The sequence below is a fragment of the Fimbriimonas ginsengisoli Gsoil 348 genome (assembly GCF_000724625.1).
Taxonomy (GTDB): Bacteria; Armatimonadota; Fimbriimonadia; order Fimbriimonadales; family Fimbriimonadaceae; genus Fimbriimonas; species Fimbriimonas ginsengisoli.
This window is the reverse complement of the sequence record NZ_CP007139.1, coordinates 4,110,530-4,134,239: the sequence shown is the minus strand read 5'-3', so window position 1 is coordinate 4,134,239 and position 23,710 is coordinate 4,110,530. Positions and strand designations below refer to the sequence as shown.

The window sequence follows — 23,710 nt, the reverse complement described above, 5'->3', positions numbered from 1 at the left end:
GTTACGTGTTTCGCTGGTAATCGCTTTTGCCGCCTTTCTTTTCTACGAGACGGACTGACTCGATGGTCATCCCCATGTCGAGCTGTTTCAGCATATCGTAGAGCGTGAGGGCGGCGACGGATGCGGCGGCAAGCGCCTCCATTTCCACGCCGGTTTTGGCCGAAGTCTTCGTCTCGGTCTCGATTTCGATCGCATCGTCGCCCACTGAAAAGCGCACTTTAACGCTTTCGACCGGCAACGGGTGGCAGTATGGGATGATCGATGGGGTGTTTTTGGCCGCCATCACCGCCGCTACCCGAGCGACCGGGAGCGGATCCCCTTTCGGTACCGTCCCCTCGCGCACCGCCAGGGCAGTCTCCGGCGACATCCGAAGGATGGCGTATGCGCGCGCTGTCCGCACCGTTGGCGTCTTGTCCGAAACGTCCCACATTCCCGTTTCGGTGGCCGACTTCAAATCCATAACTCAAGCTACCCGAACGAAATCGCCGTGTCGGCATTCTCACCGATGAACCGTCCCACCTAAACGCGTTCAACACGTATACTCTTGTTTAACTGATGGCGACCCTGCGCGACGTGGCGAAGCTAAGCGGAGTGTCGGTGGCAACCGTCTCCAACGTACTGAACGCACGTTCGGACCGGGTGAGCCCCGAGACCAGGGAGCGGGTGCTCGCCGCCGTTCGCCAACTCCGCTACCGCCCTACTGCGCTGGAAAAAAACCAGAAGGCGATCGTCGCACAGAACCTCGGGGTGATGGTGACCGACCTCACCAAGAACCCGATCCTGCTCCATGGTTATTTCCGAAACACCCTTGACGGGATCATGGAGGCCGCGATGTTCCGAGGCTGGAGCGTCACCATCTTTGCCGAAAAGATGTGGGACGACCTCGGTCTCGCCATTCGCCGCTCTTACGACGGCCGGTGCGACGGCCTCATCGTCATCGCCCCGATCCAGGACAGCGAGACTGTGCGTACCCTCCAAGAACGAGGGGTCCCGCTCGTCCTAGTCGGCGCCACGGCCCCCTTGCCTGGAGTCTCCAGCGTCGACATCGACAATGAAGCCGCCGGCGCGATGGCGGCGACCCATCTCCTGGAGCTCGGACACAAGAGGTTCGCCTTCATCGCCGTTAGCTCGATCGTCACTGCTTCGAATGAAAGGGAGCGCGCGTTTCGAGCCCGCCTGGCGTCCGCTGGCTTCGACGGCGATGCCGTCCAAACCTTTCGCCTCCGCGAGATCCAATCGATCGAAGCGTTGGCCGATATCCTTGCGCAGGAATCCCCTCGGCGAACCGGCGTTTTTTGCTGGCACGACGCCATGGCCGTCGACCTGATACCGCTGCTGCAGCGACGAGGGGTTTCGGTTCCCCGGGACATGTCGTTCGTCGGCGTCGACGACGACCCGAAGGGCCAGACGATGAGCCCACCGCTCACAACATTTCACCAGCCTCTGCACGCCATCGGAAAGCGAGCCGCCAACCTATTGATCGATCGTCTCGGCGAAGACCGGCTACCCGATGAGGTCGTCCGATTCGGCGTCGAGCTCCTCCCCCGCGGCAGCTCCGGCCCTGCGCCAACCCCCTGATACAGCGCTCCGTGGCGGCGCCTTCATCGTCATTGACAAATTAGGTTTACATTTATTTGGCCTGTAAGCCCGTGGCTTTAGCCGCGGTTCAAGGTTTTACCGGGGATAAATCCCTGGGCTACGGGTGAACCTGGATTGTCAAACTATATTTGTCTCGCACGTCTCCTGTCGCTCTCGGAAACAATCCTCCCAAATCTGCCGGTCGATTTGCCAACTATGCTATGGCAGCTCGCTCAACAAAACCGAGCGCCCCTCGTCCGCCGACCGGTACGCCGCCAAGACCGTGCGTAGATCTTCTCGGCCGGTTTGAGCGGTCGCACGGCTGGGGACGCCATCCAGTACCACGTCCAAGAAGTGCCCGACCATCTCGCCGAAGGCGTCGGCTCGTTCGGAGATCAGCACCTCCCGGCGATCGGGCAGATCGTCGTGATGAACGACGAGACCTCCGTATGGCCCTCCGATCGTCAGAATCCCCTCCGTCCCAAAGGCAACGAACCCCGGTCCCGGGAACCACGTTCCCGCCGCTTGGGTCGACATCAAGGTTCCTAGGTGCCCTTCCGCAAACCTAAGAATGACGGTCGCCGTGTCGTCGCCCCCAAGTTCCGGCCGGATCCGGTTCGTAAAACAAGACGCGGCCTCAACGTCACCCCCCACCAACCGCATCAGCGCAATATGGTGGATTCCCCCGTCGAGCAGTTGCCCGCCTCCCGCCACCTTCGGATTGTAACGCCAGGGCGTGTCGAGGTACGGCCCACCCTGCCAATGGGCGTAAGTCGCCTGGATCCCCACGAGCTTCCCGATGCGCCCCGACTCCACCACCTCGCGCGCACGGACGGCGACCCCCATCGTTCGGTACATCTCCGCGTAGAACAGCACTCGACCCGATCGCTCGGCCGCCTCGATCATTGCGTCGCACTCACCAAGCGTCCGGGCTAGCGGCTTCTGGCACGAAACATGCTTCCCAGCCTCCAAGGCAGCGATCACCTGATCTGTATGAAGGTGAGGCGGCGTGCAAAGCTCGATCGAATCCACTTCAGGATCGGTCAGCACCTCCTCGTATGAGGACGCGACACGAGCGCCGATCGCGTCGGCCCGCTCCGCAGCTCTAGAGAGGTCCGTGTCGAAGCAGACCGTGATACGCGCCCGGTCGTGGTGGCCGGCATACGCGCGGGCGTGTGCCTCGCTAATGAGGCCGCATCCAACCAGTGCAACTCGCAGCAACGCCATTCCGCGGGTCATTCTGACCGGTCCTAGGCCGAGATTCACCCCCTGGCACATTAAATCGCTTCGACGAGTCCAACCGATTGGCAGCCCGCCTTGGGGCTGCGCCATTGAACGGAGAGTCGTTAGATGAATAATCTGCTTAAAGAGAGACTGCGAGAGCGCGCCTTAGACGCGCAAGACTGGTTCGAAATTCGCCCCGACCCACATTGGTGGCCCATCGTAGCGATCCCCGCGGTTATCGCATTGGCGTACATCACGGTACCCGCCGGCTTCATCCCGATTCTGCTCCTGATGGCGGTCGTGCTCACCGTCGGCCTTCTTGCCTTCGGATTCCTCGGCGCCGTCTTCTTTACGGTCGGAAGGATCGTGGGCGATCTCGTCGAGCTGAACGGAGCAAGGAAGGTAAAGCCGAGCTCACCACTCAACCGGCCAACGGTTAACGCCTAGTCGCCGCTCACATCCTCGACCCACGCTCGGAGCACTTCGGCAACGCTCCAAGCTTGCCATGGACAGCCGCCCGGGTGTTGCGGCTCGTCGCCATCGTATACCTCGGCAATGCCGCCGAGGCCGTACTCCTCCAGCATCGTTCGCGAGTTGCGGAGGATCCGTTTCGCCTCTTGTTTGTCACCGGTGAAACGAACCAACGCCGTTACATACGGTCCCAGAAGCCACGGCCACGCCGTCCCCTGATGGTAGGAGGCATCCAACTCCGGTAGCGAACCCGAGTAAGCGCCCCGATATCCCGGCTCGTCCGGCCCCAGCGTTCGAATCCCGTTCGGCGTCAGCAATTCCCTCGCCACGACCTCCAAAGCTTTTTGCGCCCGGTCCGCCTGCACCGGCGAGAACGGTAGCGCCATTGCGATGAGCTGATTCGGTCGAAGAGAGGCGTCCGTCGGGTCGACGGTATCGAGGAAGTGACCGCGGCCCTCATGCCAAAACCGCTGATTGAAACTCTCCTCCGCCCGCTCCGCGTCTGTCCCGTACTTCGTTCCGTCGAGACCCAGACGCCCGGACAACCATTCGAGGACACGCAGGAGATTGATCCACAGCCCGTTGATCTCGATCGGCTTCCCATGCCGCGGCGTCACCACCCAGTCCCCCACCTTCGCATCCATCCAAGTGAGCTGGACGCCGGGTTCTCCCTGCGTCAACAAGCCATCAAACGGATCGACGTGGATGCCGAACTCGGTTCCCCGGACGTGCCAATCATAAACCTCCTGAAGAACCGGCAGCATCCGGGTGGCAAAGACTTCGTCCCACTCCGCCATCAGCGTCTTGTAGATGGCGTTCCCGAACCAAAGGGTCGCATCCACGGTGTTGTAGTCGGGCCTCTCCCCAACTTCAACGAACCGGTTCGGAATCAGGCCGTGGTAAAGCTGAGTCGAGAAGTCCGATAAGATCTGGCGCGCCTCGGTGACTCTCCCGGTATGGAGGCAGAGACCCGGAATCGAGATCATCGTGTCCCTTCCCCAATCCGTGAACCACGGATACCCCGCGATAATCGTGGACCGGTCGTGGGTCTTTACAAAGAACCGTTCCGCGGCGTCGCGTAGCATCGCCGAAAGTCGGAGGTCTCGCAGCGCCTCTTCGTCGGAGATCTGCAGCGGCTCGACGCTTGGCCGGGTCGCCGCGACGATCGTCGCCTTCTCACCCGGCTTCAGGTAGTACCGAAGCTCGCACGGACAGAACAGATCTTCCTTATCGGCCAGGCCCCGGTCGGATTCGCGGTTGTGCTCAAATCGGTAGTACCAACCTTGCACCGCTACCCGTTCACCGTTTCCATGGCTCAGGTAGAGCGATACGTCCCCCGACTTCACCTGCGTCTCCGAGGGAAGAAATTCCAAGTCGTCGGGATAGTGCGGATTCTCGTAGAAATTGCCGTGGTGGTCCCGGTGACAAACCAGGGGGCGGAGGATCAGGTTGAAAGGGATCGTCCCCACGTTTTCGTAGACCACCGTGGAAGCATTTTCATGCGGATGGATCGCAAGTCGCTTCACCACCTCCGCCCCTCCGGCCCGGTACCGCCAGCAGGCGTGGTCGTCCACCGAGAAGCCGCGTAAATAGTGGAACCCCTCCGGATAAATCGCGCCCGGATATTGGTTGGCGCTGATCCCCATCGGATTTCCGTCGGTCTGTACCAATGCGTCGACTGCGGCAAGTAGCAGCATCCGTCCCGTTGGCGGAGTAATCGCGGCGATCAGATGGCCATGGTAACGGCGAGTGTTGATCCCCCCTGCGGTCCCCATCGCGTACGCACCCGTTCCATTCGTCAGCACCCACTCTCGACGAGTGGAAACCTCCAAGTTACGGCACTTCGACTCATCCAAGGAGTAGCGCATGGGTTTTCCTGATTCTGGCACGGAGCCCCCGCCGGTGCAGAGAGCCGCCATCGGACATAACGGTCCCAATAACCTGCTCGTTCCAAACTAAATCCCACTCTTAAGGGTTCCGTCGGGTTGCGGGCTCACCTGCGTCTTCACCGGCTTAGTCCGTTTGAAGTCGCGCCGGCGCAACACGTCGTAAAATTCGTCCAACCTGAAGCGTAATCCGAGGTTGTATTCGTTCGGATATTTCCGGTACGCCACGAACGGTTCGAGGCACCCGACCACCTGGGAAGCCGTGTACTCCCGATCGAACCTCCCCAAATTTCGATCCCACTTCTGCATGAAGCTAAACTTCGTCGGCCCCAGATTGAAGTCCGCCCGAAGCACGAATCCGTTCTTGGCGTAAAGTCGATCTACCGAGAATGGAGTGCTGCCGGCCTCCTGCGAAGCGAAAACTCCGGCGGCCAAGGCGATCTGCGGAATCGGAGTGTAGACCGCCCCGACGGAGCCGCGAACCCACCCGAAGTTCGTGCCCAAGAACAGGCTCGAATCAATCCGCCCGATCAGGTCGAGGTTCTTGCCGATTGGGCGCGGAGCGATGCCGGCGCTTCCGCTCAAAATCATCCGGGTATGGATCGCCTCGCCGTTGCGACGGATCGTTTGCGCCCTCACCTGGCCGAGGTAACCGTAGTCGCCGATCCCTCCGCCGAGTTCGTAAACCGCTTCCAGCGGCTTCGAGTAAGTCGTGTCGTCGCCGGTCGCGGTCGCCCCTTGGTTCCATACGCTGCTGATGGCGACCGAGCGCTTCAGATTCCGCATCGAGCGCCGTTCCTGATCGGGCGTTCGAACCTGGATGTTCTCCAAATACCCGTTCCGGAACCGCTCCCCCAACTCCGATGCCGGAGTCACGATGCTGTCGATCGAGTCGGCTTTCAGAAACGTTCGCGTAACGGTGGCCCCGTACCCCGGCCGCGAGTCGGGAAACGCCGCCGCGGCTACCAGCAGGTTCGTCTGCTGATTTAGAAGAAATCCGCTTGTGAAGTTGACTCCCAAACCCGAACCGCGGCGGTAGGAGATCGCGGGCGGATTGAATCCCTCCGTTTTCGGATTCAAGTTGAACGATCGATCGGGCAGCGTCAGCAGCTTATGGCCAAGGACATAGATCGACGGATGCACCGCTTTACCGTCTTTTCCCGGCGTCACGGAGATGTGCCGGGTGCGAGCCTCCAAGAACGGCGGATCGTTTCGGCAAGCCGTCCCCGAGACGTCGTATAAGTCCCACTTCTCAGGCCGCATTTCCGCCCGCTTTGCCCGAATCGTCACGTTGGCGATGTGAATAATCGCGTTTTCGGCATGTCCGGTACGAGCGTCGGTCTTCCACGAGAACCGAAGGTTGTCGGCCGACAGATTTGCCTCCGGATCGTCCAGCCGAACGTTCCCGTTCGCCTCCGCCGTTTGATCGCCCGGCGCGTTATGGATCACAAGCCGCTCGGCGCGAACCGTCGTAAATCCGTAAACCGCCACCACTCCTTTCGAGAAGGTGTAAGTCTGGGTCAGCGGATCGTAATGGGTCCGCTCGGCCGTAACGACAAGCTCGTCATCGACTCGCACCGACCCCGGCGGAGCGGCCTGCGGTGCAACCTGCCCCAGACTCGCCATCGCCGCGAGCCACACGGGGATCCACGGCGCCGGCATGCCACGAAGTGTACCGGTTCGATGGCGGGCGCTAGGCGTTGGGCGTTAACCCAGAGATAACTCTCTTCTGCTTGCAAACCAACGCCCGACGCCCAACGCCTCACAAACTCCCTTTGCCAAGAACTTTGGGCCTAGACCGAAACGTCGTGTACCATGCAGTGGGAACTTACGCCAGCACCATGATCGAAGCCAAAACCACCGCCGCACTGCCCGTCGATACCGCCGCCCAGGAGCGGCAGTGGGTCGGCAGATGCCGCACGGGAGACGAGGTCGCCCTCGGATGCCTGATCGCCCGCCACCGAAACCGGCTTGTCCGCACCGCGACGAACCTCCTTCGCGATCGACATGAGGCGGAAGACGTAGCCCAAGAATCGTTCCTGAAGGCTTTCCGCGAAATCGCCAAGCTTAGGGACGACCGCGCCTTTTCCGGCTACCTGTACCGAATTTGTGTGCGCCTTTGCATGGATCGACTCCGGCTGAAACGGGCGGAGCTCGTCGAATTCGACGCCGCGCAGCCCCATTCGGGCGGAACCGTCGAAAATCGCGTCGTTATAGAGAAACTTTTGGCCCAGTTGCCTGCCGAGCTCCGAACTACACTTGTCTTAAGAGAAATGGAGCAACTGAGCTACGAAGAGGTTGCGGAAGTGATGCGGGTTCCGATCGGTACCGTCCGGTCTCGCCTCCACACCGCGCGAGAGAGATTCAGAAAACTGTGGATCGAGGCGGTCGGCGAGTGAGGATCCGAGTCTTCGGATGCAAAAAGTTTAGCCGTCTCCTCAGCGACCGAGTCGATCGTGATCTAAGTCTGCCCGAGGCGCGCTTTCTTGATCGTCACCGCGAAGCCTGTCCGGAGTGCCGGCGGCAGGAGCGTTCGTCCGATTGCGCCCTGAACATGCTGCGGGCCGCTGCCCTGGAGCCTGAGGTCGCGCCCATGTTCGAGGACCGGGTGATCCGCCGTCTTCGCGTCCAAACCGTGCGCGAAAGCTTGAACTACTGGTCGCCCGCCCTGGTCGGGGCCGGCATCGCCTGCGTGGCGCTCTTCGTAGCGCTCCATCTGGCGGCGACTCCGGCGTCGATTAATCGAGACTATGTTCCGGACGGCGAAGCAAAACGATACGTGACGCCGCGGACCCAGCCCAAACTCGAGCTCGATCGCATCCCAACCTTCGTGCGATGACGACCGCCGCCAGGGCGTGCCTAGGAGCTCTCCTCGGAGCCCTTCTCACCCTGGTTCTCCACCCGGTCTCTCGGCCGTTTCTGCTCGCCACTTTTCAGCACGTCACCCCTTCGCGGCTAGAGCGCTGCATCGACGCCAACGCTGTGACCCCGCCGGTTCCCCAAGATCTGAAAGGGGCCAGCCTTTGGCTCGAGCTCGCCTCGGAAAGGATCGTCGACCGGGCAACCCTCTCTCCCCGCGAAGTGGCGACGCTAATCCAGATCGCGGAGCACGCCGAAGCCCTGGAACCTCAAAACGCCTACTGGTCTCAGCAAAAGGCGGTCTACCTGGACCTCGCCGGACGCAACGACGAGGCCAAGCGCGCGTGGGAGAGAGCCTCTCGCGCGACCTTTTGGAACGACTACCAGACCGACCGGATCATCGCCTCACGAAAGAAGCTTGCGGAGCTGGTCGGAGCCCAGCAAGCCTGGCAGCTCGCCTATGTCTACCACGAGCGGTCCGACGCCCCCTCGATCCTCATGGAGAGGTTTGCCCGAACCCAGCTCGGCCGGGTCGGTCTAGAGACTCCCGCCGACCTGCGCATGCGATACCTGTCGTTGCTAAACGGCAGCATCATGGTCAGTGGAGCCAAATCGATCGCGATCGGTGTCCACGGAGCCAATGTCATCGAGCTCGTGGCCTATCCCAAGTCGCTGATGCACGATCCGAGCCCCAGCCGGCTTTGGGCGGGGCAGAACGCGTTTCTCAATCAGCTTGCGAAGACCCATATGCAGGCCGAAGGGATACGCGCCCGGGCTATCTTTCGACAGATCGAGGGGTGGCGCGCTCTGACCCAGTACCAAGAACCCCAAGAGCTCATCCAGGAGCTGAGTGCCGGCGCCGTCGTCTCCGCCACTTTTACGAGTGCGGCGACCTTTGCCGCCGTCGTCGGCGCCGTTTGCTGGCTTGTCGGTTGGGGCATCACCCGCCGGGTCGGCGCTCGCCCTAAGCTATCCCCGTTCTTTGTGGTCGTTGCGGCGTTGTTGCTCGCCCTGCTTGGAATTTCACTTACCCATGACCTTTGGGCCGGCCTCGTCGGCGCCCTTGCCGGCGCATTCCTTCTCGTTGGCCCGTCGCATGCCAGAAACAATCGTCCCGAGGATCTCGGCCCGCTCTTCGCCTTTCTGATCATCGTAATTGCCGCAATGTGCGGCTTGGCGGTGGGGGCATACGCGACGTCCCGGAGCGTCGCCGGCGTCGCCCTCTTCCCGTCCCTTTCGGTGCCCACCGATTACTACAACACCCCGCTCCTTTTAGGCCTCGCCGCGATTTTCTTTTCGCTGCTGCTCGTCGCGGTTCCGCTCTGGTCGTTGGTTCAGCGGTTGAGTACCGCGCACGTGCTCGGGCTCGCGTTGCGCAAGCTCGGCGCCTATCTGGCGATCGGCGCAACGGTGCTCGGAATTTTTTTAGGACCGGTGGCCGTGTATATGGACCGGAGTTTCAGCCAGACTTTGAACGAGCTGGTTCTTAATGAGCCGGTGTACTACATCGTTCACTCATGAGGAGCGACCTCGAATCTAAGATCGCGGCCATCGCCGAAATGCGCGAAGCCCACCTACGCGCGTTATCGGAACGTCCTGGCGGCGTCGGTTGGTGCGTTCGTCACTCGGATCTCGCCGATGAAATCGTGCGGCTGCTCCACGAGCAGTTGACGGACGAATTCCCAGAATTGCCCCCAATCGCAATCATCGCGACCGGCGGGTACGGCCGCCGGGAAATGTCTCCTTATTCGGATATCGACCTCACCGTCGTCCCCTCCGACGAAGCCGCGCCGACGCTGGACCAAGCGTTGCGACGGCTTTTTCAAGACCTGCATTGGGCTTTCTGCACCGTACTACGGCTGGACGTCGGATACGCATACCGCTTGATCTCCGACGCCCCTGGCCTCGACGCGAAGACCCGGACCGGCCTCATGGACATGCGCCATATCGCCGGCTCGTACGATGTCACCCGATCGTTAGACCGGGCGCTTTCCGACACGTTCGTCGCGGGGGAATTCATTCTCGCCAAGATCTCCGAGCGGGAGACGATGTTCGACAAATTCAACGATTCCCCGTACGTGGTCGAGCCACACCTCAAAGAGGGGGCGGGCGGGGTGCGTTGCTTCCACTGTTCTAACTGGATTCGGAACGCTATCGGTGACCAGCCCGCTCGTCCGAGCGAGGCGTTCGACACAATCGTTCGCTACCGAAATCTGCTCCACCTCCTCGCCAAAAAACATCAAGACTTTCTCAGCCGGCAGCGCCAGGCCGAGATCGCCGACTTGATCGGCATGGACGTGAGCGTCATGATGGCGGAGGTAGTGCAGGCGGGCGACAACCTGCACGCTCACTACCGTCGTGCCCGCGAAAAACTACGGGAGGGACGCTTCTCGTTGGCACGAAACGTTCTATCCGTTCAGGGAGAAGCGCGAATCGTGGGCACGTCCGATGCGGGCGACGCGGCCGTCGGAATCGCGATCGCCACCCGTCTCGGGCTGGAGGTTAGCGACCTGCCGATCGGGCAAACCGAAGGGTTACAAGGACCAGCGGCGGTCTACGCGTTCAGCACCGGAGAAAAGACGCTCCGTAACCTGGACCGATGCGGCCTACTCGAGAAGCTGCTGCCCGAGCTGACGGCATGCCGCACCCTGGTGCCGGACGACACCGTCCATACGTTTACCGTCTTCGAGCATTCCCTGCGCGTGGTTCGGCACCTGGAGTCCCTCGATCCTGGCACGTTTCTCGGCGATCTCATGGCGTCCGTAAACGACGTGGAGCCGCTCTATCTCGCCGCCCTGCTTCACGACGTGGGGAAGGCGATTCCGGAGAGAGCCCATTCGGAGATCGGCGCCGAAATCGCCGCCGACCTATGCCGGCGATGGGGTCTAGCCGACGGCATCGGCGAAACCGTGGAGTGGCTCGTGCGCGAGCACCTCACGATGGCCCGCTTTATTCGGGTCCGAGATTTGGAGAACCCGGACACGGTCCGGGAGTTTGCGGAGATCGTCCTCGACACCACTCGACTTGGTTTGCTCACGCTGCTTACCTGGGCGGACGTTAACGCCGTCGGCCCTGGCGCATGGACCCCGGCGCAGGACACTTTCTTGCGCGAACTTTATCGTCGCACCGAAGCCCACCTGACCAGCGACTCTCCCCCCGCCCCCGACCCGGCCCTCTACCGCCAGCGCCTCCTGCGTCAGCTCCGAAGCCAAGCCACCGATCCCGACCAGGTAAACGGATTCGTCGAAAGCCTGCCGGCGTACTATCTGACGAGCACTCCGCCCGACGTCATCCGGCTTCACATGGACTTCGCTCAACGGGCGATTCAAGGCGCGCCGACCGTCGAGCTTTTCCATCGCAGCGAGCTCAGCGCCACTGAAATCACCGTCTGCACGACCGACGCCCCCCGCCTGCTAACGCGCCTACTGGGAGTTCTGTACGCCTTCGATCTCAGTGTAACGGGCATTCGAGCGTCGACGACTACGACGTCTCCGCACGTCGCGCTCGATGTCTTTACCGTCAGTTTCGGCGGCCGCCCTGTCCCCGCCGCGACGACTAAACAGGTCAGCGCCGCCCTGCTAGATGTGCTGGAAGGGCGCAAGACCGTCGAAGAGATTCTGGAGGCGCGAGGCAAAGATCCATTCCGAGTCCAGCGGATCTTCACCCTCACCTACGTCGAAGGAACCCCCGGCATCCTTGAGATCCGCGCACCAAGGGGCCGAGGGATGCCCTACCGTTTCTCCCGCCTTATCGCCGACCAAGGCTGGAACGTCGTCTCCGCCCGCGTTGGCCAGTGGGCCGGCAACGCCGCCGCCGCCTTCTACGTCCTCGGCCCCACCGGCGCCCCCCTCACTCAAGAGGAAGTCCACCGAGCCCTGGGCGTCGAGCGCTAGACGGTCCGGTATGTGGACTGTGGCATGTGGACTGATGGGACGAATGGGTCAAGTGGGACACATGAGACACATGAGACCCATGCGACCCAGATGTCCCATCCGTCCCATCGGCTAGGTAAAGCCTCGCGCTAGCAGCGCAACACCGCATCGCCAAAACAAAACTATCCACCCATTCCCCGCCCGACTCTGGAACGATATGGAGGTGGTGGAATGGGACGAAGGGTGGGAAGCGACGCTGGTGGTCGCGGCGCGAGCCGGGGATCTGGGCGCGTTCGACTCTCTGGTTCGGCGGTACCGCCCGGCCCTCGTCGTCCTAGCTTCGCAAATCCTTCGAACGCGGGACCAAGCCGAGGATGCGGCCCAGGACGCTTTCCTGGCTGCTTATGCCGCCCTTCCCCAACTCCAAGATCCCAGTCGATTCGGCGCCTGGCTCGGAACAATCGCTCGGCACCGGGCGCGCCGGCTGGCGATGGGACAGCGGCGCGAGGTGGTGCCGATCGACGCGGTGATCCTCTCCTACACGCCGGCACTGGCCGAGAAAGCAGCCGCAAACGACGACCGGAAGGCGATTCGGTGCGCACTCGACCGCCTGCCCGGCGAGATCCTGCCGGTAGTCGAGCTCTACTACCTCGATGAATGGTCGGTACGCGAGATCGCCTCGCTCCTCGACCTTCCCATCACCACCGTCAAGTGGCGGTTGCATACCGGACGAAAACTGCTACGAAATTTGCTACCCGACCTAGAGGAAGAAAATGAACGAGAACTCTTATAACGACATCGATGCGACCCGCTCGCTACTGCGAGAAATCGCCGACCTTTGCGAACACGCCAGCCTCACCGGATCGCTCCAAGGAGGTGCCGGCCGCGTCGCCCAGCGATACAACGCCGTTCTGGCCCGGTTTACCGAGTCCGGCGTCGTCCCCCGCGATATGTTTAGCTATCTCTCCGAAACCGCCGAGTACGGGGAGATCGGCGTCGAGGCTCGGATGCTCAGCTCTTATCTACGGAAAGATGAGGCAGGGACAAGGAGAAGGATGAGGGACGGCGAGGGTGACCACGCCGCTTTCGTCCGGCTAGCTCCCTTCATCAGCCGCGAAGACCTCGCCTCGCTGGTCCGCCAGCAAGTAGAGGGAGGCACCCGTATCGACATGGGGATGCTCACCCAGCTCGCTCCATTCTTGGGGCAGGAGGATCTGGGCCAGCTCCTCCGCGAGCACCTGCGCACCCCTACCCCTCCGGAGCGAGAACAAGCGCCCGAACCACCCCCCACCCCTCCCGCTCCGCCGGCTCCCGGCCGCCAAGAGTGGCCGACGATTCAATTCAACGAGGCTCCCCAGCCGCCCGCCGAAGAGAAGCTCTCGTCCCTCTTGGAGCGCCTGAAAGACCCCCGCCTCTCGGAAGAAGAGCGTTCGAACCTGGTCGAACGCATCCGAGGCATGACCGCCGGATAACGGCCGCCCAAAGTAACGAAACCGAAAACTCTAGCGTAGAGCCCCGCCAATCGCCGGGGCTCTACGTCCCCTCGTAATAGATCGGCGTCGTCCGCCAATCCTTGTCTCGATCGTGGGCCATCTCCTTCACCCGCGGACGTCGCTCGCGTAAACGCACGGACTCGATAATGAGCCCATACCCGCTCGATAAGTGGTTCTTCCCCACGCAGTCCAGACGCAGCACATATGTGCCCGGATCGGGCCAGAAGTCGAGGAAGTGATATTCGCGCGACTCCACCTTGGGCGCGTAGAAGTCCATCGGACCGCCGAGCTTCACGCCGTCGACCGACACTTCGTAGATCCCAAGGTCCGGCCCCTGCCCCATATTGATCAGCAACCGCAAGGGCTCCTTCTCGGAAACGGTGAACGGAACCTCCAGCGCATCCGCCCCCAAACCGTTGCCCGGAACGTAAAGCACCGGAAAATCGAAGTGCTCCGGATACCGCTGCACCTCCTTTTCCGTAATCTTACGCTCGCGCCGCCCGTCGTACTCCAGACGCGGCAGTTCGTCGGTGTCCAGCGTGTTCTTCTGGCCGTAATCCAGCTCGTAGGCCAAGACCACGCTCCGCTCGATGCTTGGTAACTTGCGATCGTAAGGCGCTCGCGCGGCAAACGTGGGCGTTCCCGTCTGATACCAAAATGCGACGCTCGCGTAATCGTCCTCGCGCGGATTCCAACTCATTGCCCGGTACTCCGGATTTTCGTCGGGAGCGATCCAGCCGAACGTCTCGAACTGGACCTTGATCGACTCTTGGAAAACGAACGGATCGTTGACATGCCAGCGGTAAGCGCTCGTGTGCCCGCCCACGATTCCCCATTGATCGAAATAAGGAACGCCGAAGTACGGAGTGAGCACCCGTTCGAGCCCCCACGCGCAGAGGAAGTAGTCCTCCGTTCCCGTCCCCCACACCGATGGGATCGCTTCCCCATCGATCGTCACCATTTCGTCCCCCTCGCCGAACCAATAAGGCGAACGGGTCCGGACTGAAAAGACAGTCCCCACATAGTGCCCCTTCCCCGTCGTCTCCAACAATGTGTACGGCTTCCCGGTTTCGAGCGGGTAAGCCTGGGTGTACTGAGCGTAGAAATACGGCGTGTCGGCCGGCAGCGAATCTCGCTTGATCCAGTCGATGTTGTAGTACAGCAACGAGATCGGCTTTTCGCTTTGGTTGACGATCTCCACCCGGGCCGATTTCTGGAACGGCATGTGCCAGAAGCAGTTGTACGAATCGCCACCTTCGGTGATGACCGCGGTGCTGATCACCTCGCTCCGCTTCCCGAAGCAGCCGCCGAAGAAATCGCCCACCGGGGCCTCGACTCCGGGACGATCCGAGCCGTCCCAATAGATCCGGAGCAGCATTTCCTGGTGGTTCGCCGAGCCGTCCTTCGCCCACGGGTGAGCTTCTGGACCGAGGAAAGTGATCCACATGTGGGTGATCACTCCCGGCCCCTCCACATCCATCAGCACATGGGTTTGTCCCGCGGGAACGCGGAAGTTATCGCGATTGCTCTTCTCTTCCAAGTCGCTCTTGGGTGGCGCGGTCGGGTCGTAGAGACCGTCGGGACCTTCGCGGAAGGTCGAAGTGGCGCGCATGCTCCTTCCCTGCTGCGGAGCGGCTAACGATCCCATTGGTCCGGTGACAAGCGGATACCCGTCCATAGAAATCCATCATGGCACTTGTGTCGAGCTGAGAATGGTGCCGAAAGGTAGCATTTGGCCATGCTCGCCTTACTCCTCGTTGCCGTCGGGGCTCTGGAAGACACCCCCCGAACTCCCTCCATCTATCGGTGCCCCGCCGCCGAGGCCGAGTCGAAGTTTTTTGAACCGCTAATCGACAGCGATGGATTCGACACCTATTGCGTCGAGCCCAAGCCAGGCCCCCGCGCAACCGCCGCCGCGAAGGGAAAGGTTAAGTTCATTTCCGCGAAACTGATCGACACTCCGGCTAACTTACGCTGGCGAAACGCTGCCATCGACTTCGTGAATGGAAAGATCTCCCCCCGGGAGTGGCTGAGCAAAACGAAGGGGCTGCATGAGACAATTCACTTCCTCTCGAATCCGAAGACCGCCGACCTACGTAGCGCCACCGGCGCGGTCACTCGCCGGGCCGTGCAGGCCGAAATGCTCGTTCTGTCATGGCCTGGAAAACCGTGCTTCACCGCCGACGACATCGTACAAACCCGATACTTCCCCGGCCCCGGCGCCTACGAGAGCTGGATCCTCGCGATGAACGACTACCTTGGGCCGATGCTTTACGGCCGATCTCAAAACTCCAGCCTGGTAACCGGCAACCCTAAGATCGTAAGAGCCGACCCCGCCCCTGGCCTCCTGATTTTCACCCTTCCGGATGGGAAAAAAACCCAAACCTTCTACTTCAACAACTCAAAAGATCCGATCGCCCTGCCACCCATCAAGCTCGAACTGCTGACGATCAACGTCGGCCTAAACCTCGAAGGCGCCAAGCCGTTCCTAAATTCCGGAGGCTTCGCCATCGTAGGATCATAGAAGCTCCGGAGCCCCCTCTCCCTCCTTCGGATGGATTGGGCCGAACGAGGGAGTGGGTGTTGGGGGTGAGGGAGTCCGGGAGTGATGATTGATGTTTGATTTATGAGGAAAGCCGACCCCCTCTCCTTTCCTCGGATGCATGTGCCGATGAAAGGAGAGGGCCGGGGTGAGGGATGTCCGGTCCCCTGCACTCCAGCGCCACCAAATCCGCTGACCACCCGTAAAGCTCGAATTGTCCTACTCTCCGCCCGCCTCCGCGATTGGTAAATGACCCCATCGTGTTTTGGTTTCTTCATCTAACCTTCCCCGCACCTGACCACACCCTCGATTTCTGGATGGGCAAATGGAACGTCTACGTGGACGGAAAATTAGCCGGCGCCGACGTGGTCACTTCGGAGCTCGGTGGATATGCCTGCACCGAAGAATGGAAGGGGCTCGAGAACGGCGACGTCGGCAAGAGCCAGTTCTACTACCTGCCGGCGCAGAAGCGGTGGAAACAGGTCTGGATCACCCCCGTCGGCGTGTACAAAGAGAAGCTCTCCGAGCCGGCGCCAAACGGAGTTCGGTTCGCCGGCAAAGTATTCCTACCCGCCGGACGAACGATCGAAGACCGAACAACCCTCACGCGGATGCCGGGAGGAAGAGTCCACCAAGTGATCGAAGCCAAAATCAAAGGTGTCTGGACCACCCGATTCGACGCCATCTATCGACGCGACTGAGATATCCAGATTTCCTTTATTGAGCTCGTTCGACATGCGCCGAACCCGTGTTCGGCAGAATGTCGAATCGAGCGAGATGTTGCGCCCCGAAATCAACGGTGGCCAGGTCCTTCGTTTGCCCTGCTTGCTTAACGGTGAATCTGCGCCAAGTATTCGGTACCTCCACTTCCATAGTGAGAGGCTGGTCGTACAACTGCGTAAACGGGTGGCCGAACTTCTCGACGTGAACCGTATCGCAATCGACCTTTACGTCAAATCCTCGGAACGTGACATTGGTGAGCAGCGAAGGAGCGGCGGCGTCGCGCTCGACGGAGTACTTGTAAACCTCGATCGTCGGAGCGGTCCAAAGAGTCGATCGACGATCGGCCAGGAAGTCGAGCAAACGAGTGAGCGTGGGCACGCTCGTGCTGAGCCATTCGCCTCCGGTGCCGTGCATCCCAATCTGAACCCAGCTCCGCCGGTCGATCGCCTGCTGAGCCAAGGTCACCGGGTCAAGCTTCGTCTCGTCGAAGAACGTCCGGTTGACTGCCGGCACCAGCAACTGCTTCTTAAAGATCGGACGAAGATCGGCCGGCGCGAAATCCCAGGGCACGCCACCCGGTTGGCCGAAGGTCATCAGCCGCGGACGCGAGCCGTAAACCCGCCGGAGCACGTCCGAGCATTTGGCGATTTCCTTCTCAACTTCCTCGAGGCTCTTCGCTCCGTTATGGGAGAGCGTATGGTTCGCCAGCTCGTGCCCTGCATTTGGGACGTCGACTTCCCACTCGCGAACATGCGCCTGATGCTGCGGTCGCGCGGGATTGATGAAGAACGTGGCCCGCAAATTACGAGCGTTCAGCAGCGGCACCGCGTTCTGCAATTGGCTGATCATGCTGTCGTCGAACTGCAACGACACCGCCCCCAACGCGCCCCCGTAGAACCGCGCGACTCGCGGAACGCCGAACCCAGAATTGGTCTGCATCCCCGCTGCCGAAGTCATCGAAAGCAGCAAACCACAAACATGAAAAAACATCACCCCAAGTCTAGAACCTCGTAAACACGCACGTCCGTGTGACGAATGAATCAGTCAATAATTGCACAAAAGTGCATCTTCTTTCCCGGTAATTTTAACACCTGCTTAACCCCTCGGCGGCGAAGCGGCGGACCGCCGCTCTCCAGAGCGGCCTCCCTACGGCGGAGCCTTGTAGCCGGCACCTACGCGTGCCGCGCCCCGGTTCCGAAGGTATTGCGAAACCCGCCGTCACAGCCTTGACGACGTGGGCCGCCGAATATCAAGGCCAGCCAAGCAAGTACACTACCGTCTATGTTTCTCGATGAAGCCGTAGTCGAGTTCGTCTCAGGACGCGGCGGATCGGGGGCGGTTAGCTTCCACCGCGAAAAGCACGTTCCCCGAGGCGGACCCAATGGTGCGGATGGCGGGCGTGGCGGCGACGTCATTCTTCTCGCCGACCGGAACCGCCGCACCCTGTACGACCTGCGCCTCCAGCAACGCTTCGAGGCGAAGGATGGCGGCCACGGCTTGGGCAACAAGCGTGGTAAAGACTCCAAAAACATCATCGTCAAAGTCCCGGTCGGCACGGTGATTATCAACGAAGAGACCGGGCAGCCGATCGTCGACATGTCGACCCACGGCATGAAGTTCGCCATCTGCAAGGGCGGCAAGGGCGGATTCGGCAACCAGCACTACACTTCCAGCGTCCGGCAGGCACCCAACTTTGCCCAAAAAGGCGCTCCCGGAGAGAGGATCCTCGCCCGGATGGAGCTGAAGCTTCTCGCGGACGTCGGCCTAATCGGCCTGCCGAACGCCGGCAAGAGCACGCTGATCGCCCGAATCTCGGCCGCCCGTCCGAAGATAGCGGACTATCCCTTCACCACCATCATCCCAAACCTAGGCGTCGCTCGGTACGCGGGCGACACCTTCGTGGTCGCCGACATGCCCGGCCTCATCGCGGGGGCGAGCGAAGGGGTCGGGCTCGGCCACCAATTTCTGAAACACGTTGAGCGCACCCGAGTGCTCGTCCATGTGGTGGAGGTCTACCCGGTCGACGAATCGGATCCGCTGACTAACTACAACATCATCGAAAGCGAGCTCAAACTGTACTCCGAAGAGATCTGGGCCCGGCCCCGGCTGATCGCCTTGAGCAAGACCGATACCGCCCCCCACGAGAAGTACAACGAAATTCGGAAGAGCTTCGAAACACTTGGACTTCCCCTCTTCCCAATCTCGGCAGTCACCGGGGAAGGTATCGACGCCTTGCTCCACGCTCTATACGAGGTGCTGCAGGAGGCGAAGGGAGAGCCAGAGATTCCCGTGTTGATGCCGGCGCTGGAAGCCCTCGACAACATTCCGTTCGAAGTGGAACGCACTGAGGAAGGGTTCGTGATCAGTGGTCGGCGCATCCAGCGTCTGGTGGCCATGACCGATCTGGAGAACGAAGAAGCGGTCAGGTACCTTCACCGAAGGCTCGACCGTCTTGGCGTCATCAAAAAGCTCCGGGAGATGGGAGCCGAAGAGGGAGACGACGTCGTGATCGGCGAAGCGGTCTTTGCCTTCACCGACGAAAACTAGAACCACACCATGCGAATCGGCATTCTTGGCGGCACCTTCGACCCTCCTCACAACGGACACCTCGCCGTCGCCCACGCGGCGATCGAGCAATTGGCCCTGGACGAGGTGATCTTTCTCCCCGCCAACAAAAACCCGCTCAAGAGCCGAAAGGTCGGCACGTCGGCCAAGCACCGGCTCGGCATGGTGGAAGCCTTGATTCGGAACGAGCCAAAGATGGCGGTGTCCGACATGGAGATCACCCGCGGTGGAGTCAGCTACACGGTCGACACCCTCGGCGAGCTTCACATGGCGCAACCCGCCGAATACTGGTTCCTGATGGGGGCCGACTCGCTGAGAGGTCTCGCCGACTGGAGGAACCCTCAGAGAATCCTCCGTTTAGCCCGCCTCGGCGTCGCGGTGCGGCCGCCGATGAACGAACAAGATGTAATGAATCGAACTCCGGAGGAGTTCCGCGACCGAGTGGACGTGATCAACATGTCGCCCGTCGATATCTCCTCCACCGACATCCGCGACCGGATTAGCCGGCGTCAAAACGTGAGCCCTTGGATGCCGCTCGACGTCCAAAAATATATCTCGACCCACCAACTCTATAAGGACTGAATGACTTCAACCGAAAAGGCCCAACAAATTTCCGAAGCCGCCGATGAAATGAAGGCGGAGCGCATCGAAATCCTCGACGTCCGCGCCAAAACCTCCGTCGCCGACTATTTCGTCGTCTGCAGCGGCAACAGCGACCGCCATGTGCAGTCGATCGCCGACAAAGTCTCCGAGCACATGTCCAAGCTCCGCTCGAAACCGGTCCGCGAGGACAGCCACAGCCATAGCTGGGTCCTTCAAGACTACGGCGACGTGGTCCTCCACGTCATGCGAGAAGAACAACGCCAATTCTTCGACCTGGAGACGCTGTGGAAGACGATGCAGCCAAACTCCGACTTGCCGTAATCTTACGACGAAGCCGTGTAGGCGCCTCCGGGTGAAGTTGCCATGAACGCCGATCGACCTTCCCCCAAACCGGGCGGAGCCAGGCCTCCCGCGCCACCGGCCGTCGGTACGACGGTGGGATTCGGGGGCAGCCCCGAGGACGATCCGTTTGCGATCAGTCCCGACGCGTTCATACGTAATTACCTCAGAGCCCACTGGGTAGGTCCGGCAACCAGCCCCGCCTCGAGCGAGCCGACAGCAATCTCGGCTCCCCTCGATGAAGAGATTCTCAAGCTTCTAGAAAACGCCGAGGGGCTGGATGAGAAGGAAGTGGCGATGCTCATCGGCACGTTGGAAAGCCGCCGACAGGTCATCGCGGACCAAATCGAGTTGGAGACCCTCGTGCGCCTTCCACCGAAGAACGGGCACCTTCCGTTTTATGCCGACGACGAGTTGATCGAAGGATACAAGAAAGCGGTCGATCTTTTCGACAAGATCCTCGCCATTCTCCGATCCACGGCGGCCCGCCTTCCGGACCGCGAACCGGGGCCGGTTTGCGACGCAGAAACCGGCGATACCGGTGAAGTAGATCTTCCCGAAGCCTCGCAGTGATCAATCTCAACGCAGAAAACCACCCTTGTGTTCGCGCGAGTTACACCATTAAGGTAGCTTCGACACGTTCCGCAAAAGCTGCGGAGGAATGGATGAAACCGAACTCGCTGCTTGCCATCTTTTTGCTCTCCCTCGCCGTCGCCCTTATCGGTTGCGGAGGGGGCTCGCTGAACGCGAATGGGGGCAACCATCACACGAGTACGGGAACCGGAAGCACCGGCACTACCGGCAGTTCCACCACCGGCAGCACGAGCGGCTTCATCAATAAGGATAAAGGAGGGATCGTTTCCTCCGTCGACGGCAAAGCGGTCGTGGTCATCCCGGCGAAGGCGCTTTTACAGAACACAACCGTTAAAGTAGCGCCCGTCGACTTCGCCTTACCCACGCCTCCCGAGAACACTCAGATCTTGCCCGGCACCGCGTTCGAGTTGTCGCCGGATGGTCTCTTCTTCTCGATCCCCGGTTCGCTGACGATCGCCTACGATCCGCTCAACCTTCCGATCGGCGTCCCCGAAAGCTCCTTGCAGATCTACACCATCCAGAACAGCGTCTGGCAGCCGGTGCCGGGAACGATCGTCAACGCGGCCGCCCACACGGCGTCCGTACAAATCGGCCACTTCAGCGTCTACGCCGTCATGTCGACCGTGTCGGCGACGACCGGGCCGGTGTACGACGTGATCGACCTCGGCGTCCTTCCTGGCGACAGCGCCACCACCCCCAGCGGCATCAGCTCCGATGGTAAGGTGGCCGGACTGTCGACCGGGCCGAACGGCCAACGGGCGTTCCTATGGTCGAACGGCGTACTGTTCGACCTGTTCAAGCGCCCCGGCGATATCGGAGCGAGGGCCACATCGGTCAATTCCTCGACGGTAGCGGGAGGAACGTCGATCCAGAACAGCCAGACCGGCTTCCCCGTTCTCTTCAGCAACGGCAAGGTAACGCAAGTGGCGACCGAGTTCGGCCAAACCGGCGGCACCGTCACCGCCATTAACGACGGAGGCGACTTCATCGTCGGCAACGCGCTCGTGCGAGCCGGAGTAGTTAAAGGGCTCACCGGCTTCACCGCATCCCAAAATTCGGGCGCCTTGAACGAGAAAGGGGTAATCGCGGGTTACGCCGGCTCGCACGCCGGCCTTTACCGAAACGGAAGCATCACCGATGCCGGCTTGCTGGACGGATACGACGTGACCGTCGGAACCGCCCTTAGCGACGACGATAAGCTCGTCGGAACCGCCACCAAGACGGCCGACGCAAAACCAGTTGGATTCATTTGGGTAAACGGCGTGATGACCAAGATTCCGCCGCTCACCGGCGACAACATCCTCGTGCCCAACGGAGTTAATACGAGCACCGTGGTGGTCGGTACAAGCAGCAAAGACTTCCTGACCTCGCGAGGATTCCGCTTCGCGGGCGGCACCGTGACGGACCTCAATACGCTCGTCCCCACCGGTACCCCGTGGACGATCTCGCAGGCGATCGCCATCAATAACCGCGGTCAGATCGCGGCCGTTGGCGTGAGCGGCAACCTTGGCCACGCCCTCTTGCTGAATCCCCGTCCCGGCCGCGGCCGTCGCTAGCGTGAATATTGCTTGGTTAGGATGGAGCGGGAGGTTTTTACTCGGTATCCTCTTAATCCATGCCGTACATCGCTGATATCACCGCCCGAGAGATTCTAGATAGCCGGGGAAATCCGACCCTAGAAGTCGACGTCCTCTTGGAGAGCGGCAGCCATGGCCGCGCGGCGGTGCCGAGCGGCGCCAGCACCGGCCAGTTCGAGGCGGTAGAGCTGCGAGACGGAGATAAGAAGCGATATGGCGGCAAAGGGGTCCTAAAGGCGGTTGAGAACGTCAACGAGATCATCGCACCCGCGCTGCTCGATCGCGACTCCACCAACCAGAGCGAGATCGATCAGGCGCTCTTAGAACTGGACGGCACTCCGAATAAGGCGCATCTCGGCGCCAACGCGATCCTCGGCGTCTCGCTTGCAGTGGCCAAGGCGGCGGCGAATCAGCACCGGCTTCCCCTCTACCGCTACATCGGCGGCGTCTCGGCCAACACGCTCCCCGTCCCGATGATGAACATCCTGAACGGCGGCGCCCACGCGGATTCGAATGTGGATTTCCAGGAGTTCATGATTCTCCCTGTCGGCGCCGAGTCGTTCAAGCACGCGCTCCAGATGGGCGCCGAGGTCTTCCATGCCCTCAAAGGGGTTTTGAAGGCGAAGGGACTGAACACCGGCGTCGGCGACGAAGGCGGATTTGCCCCGAATCTCCCCTCGCAGGAGCTCGCTTTCGACTATATTCTCGACGCTATCCACAAGTGCGGCTACGACGCCGGTCGCGAGATCTATCTTGGAATCGACGCCGCCGCCACCGAGTTCTACTCGGACGGTAAGTACCGCTACAAGGCGGGAGAAAAGAGCGAGCGAAACAGCGACGAGCAGGTGGAATACCTTGTGTCGCTTTGCTACAAGTACCCGCTCATCTCCATCGAGGACGGCTGCAGCGAGGACGACTGGGAAAGCTGGAAGAAACTCACCGACGCCTTGGGCCACCGCGTGCAGCTTGTTGGCGACGACCTGTTTGTCACCAACGTCGAGCGACTTTCGCGCGGCATCGAAACCAAGACCGCGAACTCGATCTTGGTCAAGGTGAATCAGATCGGTTCCTTGACGGAGACGCTTGCCGCCGTCGAAATGGCCAAGCGGGCCAGCTACACCGCGGTCATGAGCCACCGATCTGGTGAGACCGAGGACGTAACGATCGCCGACCTCGCGGTAGCTACGAATTGCGGCCAGATCAAGACGGGCGCCCCCAACCGGACCGACCGGGTCGCCAAATACAACCAGCTTCTCCGGATCGAAGAGATGCTCGGCGCGCAGGCGCAGTATGCGGGAGCGGCCGCGTTTGGGAAGCTTGCAAGCCGTCTGAAGTGATCCTGCCATTCGGGAGAGGACCACACCTTCAGCGTCGAAGGGCAACC

At 61.2% G+C, this 23,710-nt stretch carries 22 protein-coding genes; 16 read left to right on the top strand and 6 right to left on the bottom strand.

What is annotated here, in order from left to right; genetic code table 11:
* Position 1 precedes the first annotated feature (1 nt).
* Positions 2–460, bottom strand: coding sequence for a cyclic pyranopterin monophosphate synthase MoaC (gene moaC / locus OP10G_RS18465; protein WP_025228956.1), 459 nt, complete (start codon positions 458–460; stop codon positions 2–4).
* Between the two features lie 95 nt (positions 461–555).
* On the opposite strand from moaC, the gene OP10G_RS18460 reads away from it, so the two are divergent.
* Positions 556–1,578: a LacI family DNA-binding transcriptional regulator gene (locus tag OP10G_RS18460; protein WP_025228957.1), complete on the top strand. Its 1,023-nt coding sequence runs from the start codon at positions 556–558 to the stop codon at positions 1,576–1,578.
* Between the two features lie 219 nt (positions 1,579–1,797).
* On the opposite strand, the gene OP10G_RS18455 is transcribed toward OP10G_RS18460, so the two are convergent.
* Positions 1,798–2,844: a Gfo/Idh/MocA family protein gene (locus tag OP10G_RS18455; protein ID WP_158409284.1), complete on the bottom strand. Its 1,047-nt coding sequence runs from the start codon at positions 2,842–2,844 to the stop codon at positions 1,798–1,800.
* An 84-nt stretch (positions 2,845–2,928) separates the two neighbouring features.
* Here OP10G_RS18455 and OP10G_RS18450 point away from each other — a divergent pair, with 84 nt between their 5' ends.
* Complete coding sequence (locus tag OP10G_RS18450; RefSeq protein ID WP_025228959.1) at positions 2,929–3,249, top strand: hypothetical protein; 321 nt, start codon at positions 2,929–2,931, stop codon at positions 3,247–3,249.
* Here OP10G_RS18450 and OP10G_RS18445 read toward each other — a convergent pair.
* Entirely contained in the window at positions 3,246–5,141 is a 1,896-nt protein-coding gene (locus OP10G_RS18445) for an amylo-alpha-1,6-glucosidase (protein WP_025228960.1), read from the bottom strand. The two genes, OP10G_RS18450 and OP10G_RS18445, sit on opposite strands and share 4 nt — an antisense overlap.
* Positions 5,142–5,228: 87 nt before the next feature.
* On the bottom strand, positions 5,229–6,821 hold the full coding sequence (locus OP10G_RS18440; protein ID WP_025228961.1) for an LPS-assembly protein LptD: 1,593 nt from the start codon (positions 6,819–6,821) through the stop codon (positions 5,229–5,231).
* A gap of 179 nt (positions 6,822–7,000) precedes the next feature.
* Between OP10G_RS18440 and OP10G_RS18435 the strand changes: the two genes are divergently transcribed.
* From OP10G_RS18435 to OP10G_RS18410, 6 genes are all read left to right on the top strand, one after another.
* The gene (locus OP10G_RS18435) at positions 7,001–7,558 is read left to right on the top strand and encodes an RNA polymerase sigma factor (protein WP_038475896.1); all 558 of its coding nucleotides are present in this window, start codon (positions 7,001–7,003) and stop codon (positions 7,556–7,558) included.
* On the top strand, positions 7,555–7,998 hold the full coding sequence (locus OP10G_RS18430; protein WP_025228963.1) for a zf-HC2 domain-containing protein: 444 nt from the start codon (positions 7,555–7,557) through the stop codon (positions 7,996–7,998). The genes OP10G_RS18435 and OP10G_RS18430 overlap by 4 nt, the downstream gene beginning before the upstream one ends.
* Complete coding sequence (locus tag OP10G_RS18425; RefSeq protein ID WP_025228964.1) at positions 7,995–9,539, top strand: hypothetical protein; 1,545 nt, start codon at positions 7,995–7,997, stop codon at positions 9,537–9,539. Before OP10G_RS18430 ends, OP10G_RS18425 begins: the two co-directional genes overlap by 4 nt.
* Positions 9,536–11,911 (top strand): HD domain-containing protein, encoded by a 2,376-nt coding sequence (locus OP10G_RS18420; protein ID WP_025228965.1) that lies wholly within the window; start codon positions 9,536–9,538, stop codon positions 11,909–11,911. Before OP10G_RS18425 ends, OP10G_RS18420 begins: the two co-directional genes overlap by 4 nt.
* Before the next feature lie 196 nt (positions 11,912–12,107).
* Positions 12,108–12,683, top strand: a complete 576-nt coding sequence (locus tag OP10G_RS18415; protein WP_025228966.1) for an RNA polymerase sigma factor — start codon at positions 12,108–12,110, stop codon at positions 12,681–12,683.
* Complete coding sequence (locus OP10G_RS18410; protein WP_025228967.1) at positions 12,664–13,362, top strand: hypothetical protein; 699 nt, start codon at positions 12,664–12,666, stop codon at positions 13,360–13,362. The genes OP10G_RS18415 and OP10G_RS18410 overlap by 20 nt, the downstream gene beginning before the upstream one ends.
* Positions 13,363–13,423: 61 nt before the next feature.
* On the opposite strand, the gene OP10G_RS18405 is transcribed toward OP10G_RS18410, so the two are convergent.
* The gene (locus OP10G_RS18405; RefSeq protein ID WP_084179505.1) at positions 13,424–15,061 is read right to left on the bottom strand and encodes a glycoside hydrolase family 172 protein; all 1,638 of its coding nucleotides are present in this window, start codon (positions 15,059–15,061) and stop codon (positions 13,424–13,426) included.
* Between the two features lie 60 nt (positions 15,062–15,121).
* Here OP10G_RS18405 and OP10G_RS18400 point away from each other — a divergent pair, with 60 nt between their 5' ends.
* Both OP10G_RS18400 and OP10G_RS18395 read left to right on the top strand, forming a co-directional pair.
* Positions 15,122–15,907 (top strand): hypothetical protein, encoded by a 786-nt coding sequence (locus OP10G_RS18400; protein WP_025228969.1) that lies wholly within the window; start codon positions 15,122–15,124, stop codon positions 15,905–15,907.
* Positions 15,908–16,185: 278 nt separating this feature from the next.
* Positions 16,186–16,626 carry a hypothetical protein gene (locus OP10G_RS18395; protein WP_025228970.1) on the top strand — a complete coding sequence of 147 codons (441 nt, stop codon included), beginning with the start codon at positions 16,186–16,188 and terminating at the stop codon, positions 16,624–16,626.
* A 16-nt stretch (positions 16,627–16,642) separates the two neighbouring features.
* On the opposite strand, the gene OP10G_RS18390 is transcribed toward OP10G_RS18395, so the two are convergent.
* Positions 16,643–17,638, bottom strand: a complete 996-nt coding sequence (locus tag OP10G_RS18390) for a polysaccharide deacetylase family protein (RefSeq protein ID WP_025228971.1) — start codon at positions 17,636–17,638, stop codon at positions 16,643–16,645.
* 291 nt (positions 17,639–17,929) lie between these two features.
* On the opposite strand from OP10G_RS18390, the gene obgE reads away from it, so the two are divergent.
* From obgE to eno, 6 genes are all read left to right on the top strand, one after another.
* Positions 17,930–19,195, top strand: coding sequence for a GTPase ObgE (gene obgE, locus OP10G_RS18385; protein WP_025228972.1), 1,266 nt, complete (start codon positions 17,930–17,932; stop codon positions 19,193–19,195).
* 9 nt (positions 19,196–19,204) lie between these two features.
* Positions 19,205–19,795 carry a nicotinate-nucleotide adenylyltransferase gene (nadD, locus tag OP10G_RS18380; RefSeq protein ID WP_025228973.1) on the top strand — a complete coding sequence of 197 codons (591 nt, stop codon included), beginning with the start codon at positions 19,205–19,207 and terminating at the stop codon, positions 19,793–19,795.
* On the top strand, positions 19,796–20,137 hold the full coding sequence (gene rsfS, locus OP10G_RS18375; protein WP_025228974.1) for a ribosome silencing factor: 342 nt from the start codon (positions 19,796–19,798) through the stop codon (positions 20,135–20,137). It abuts the gene before it with no gap.
* Positions 20,138–20,179: 42 nt separating this feature from the next.
* The gene (locus OP10G_RS18370) at positions 20,180–20,728 is read left to right on the top strand and encodes a hypothetical protein (RefSeq protein WP_025228975.1); all 549 of its coding nucleotides are present in this window, start codon (positions 20,180–20,182) and stop codon (positions 20,726–20,728) included.
* A gap of 92 nt (positions 20,729–20,820) precedes the next feature.
* Positions 20,821–22,305: a hypothetical protein gene (locus OP10G_RS18365; protein ID WP_025228976.1), complete on the top strand. Its 1,485-nt coding sequence runs from the start codon at positions 20,821–20,823 to the stop codon at positions 22,303–22,305.
* A 59-nt stretch (positions 22,306–22,364) separates the two neighbouring features.
* Positions 22,365–23,663 (top strand): phosphopyruvate hydratase, encoded by a 1,299-nt coding sequence (gene eno / locus OP10G_RS18360; RefSeq protein WP_025228977.1) that lies wholly within the window; start codon positions 22,365–22,367, stop codon positions 23,661–23,663.
* Positions 23,664–23,710 lie beyond the last annotated feature (47 nt).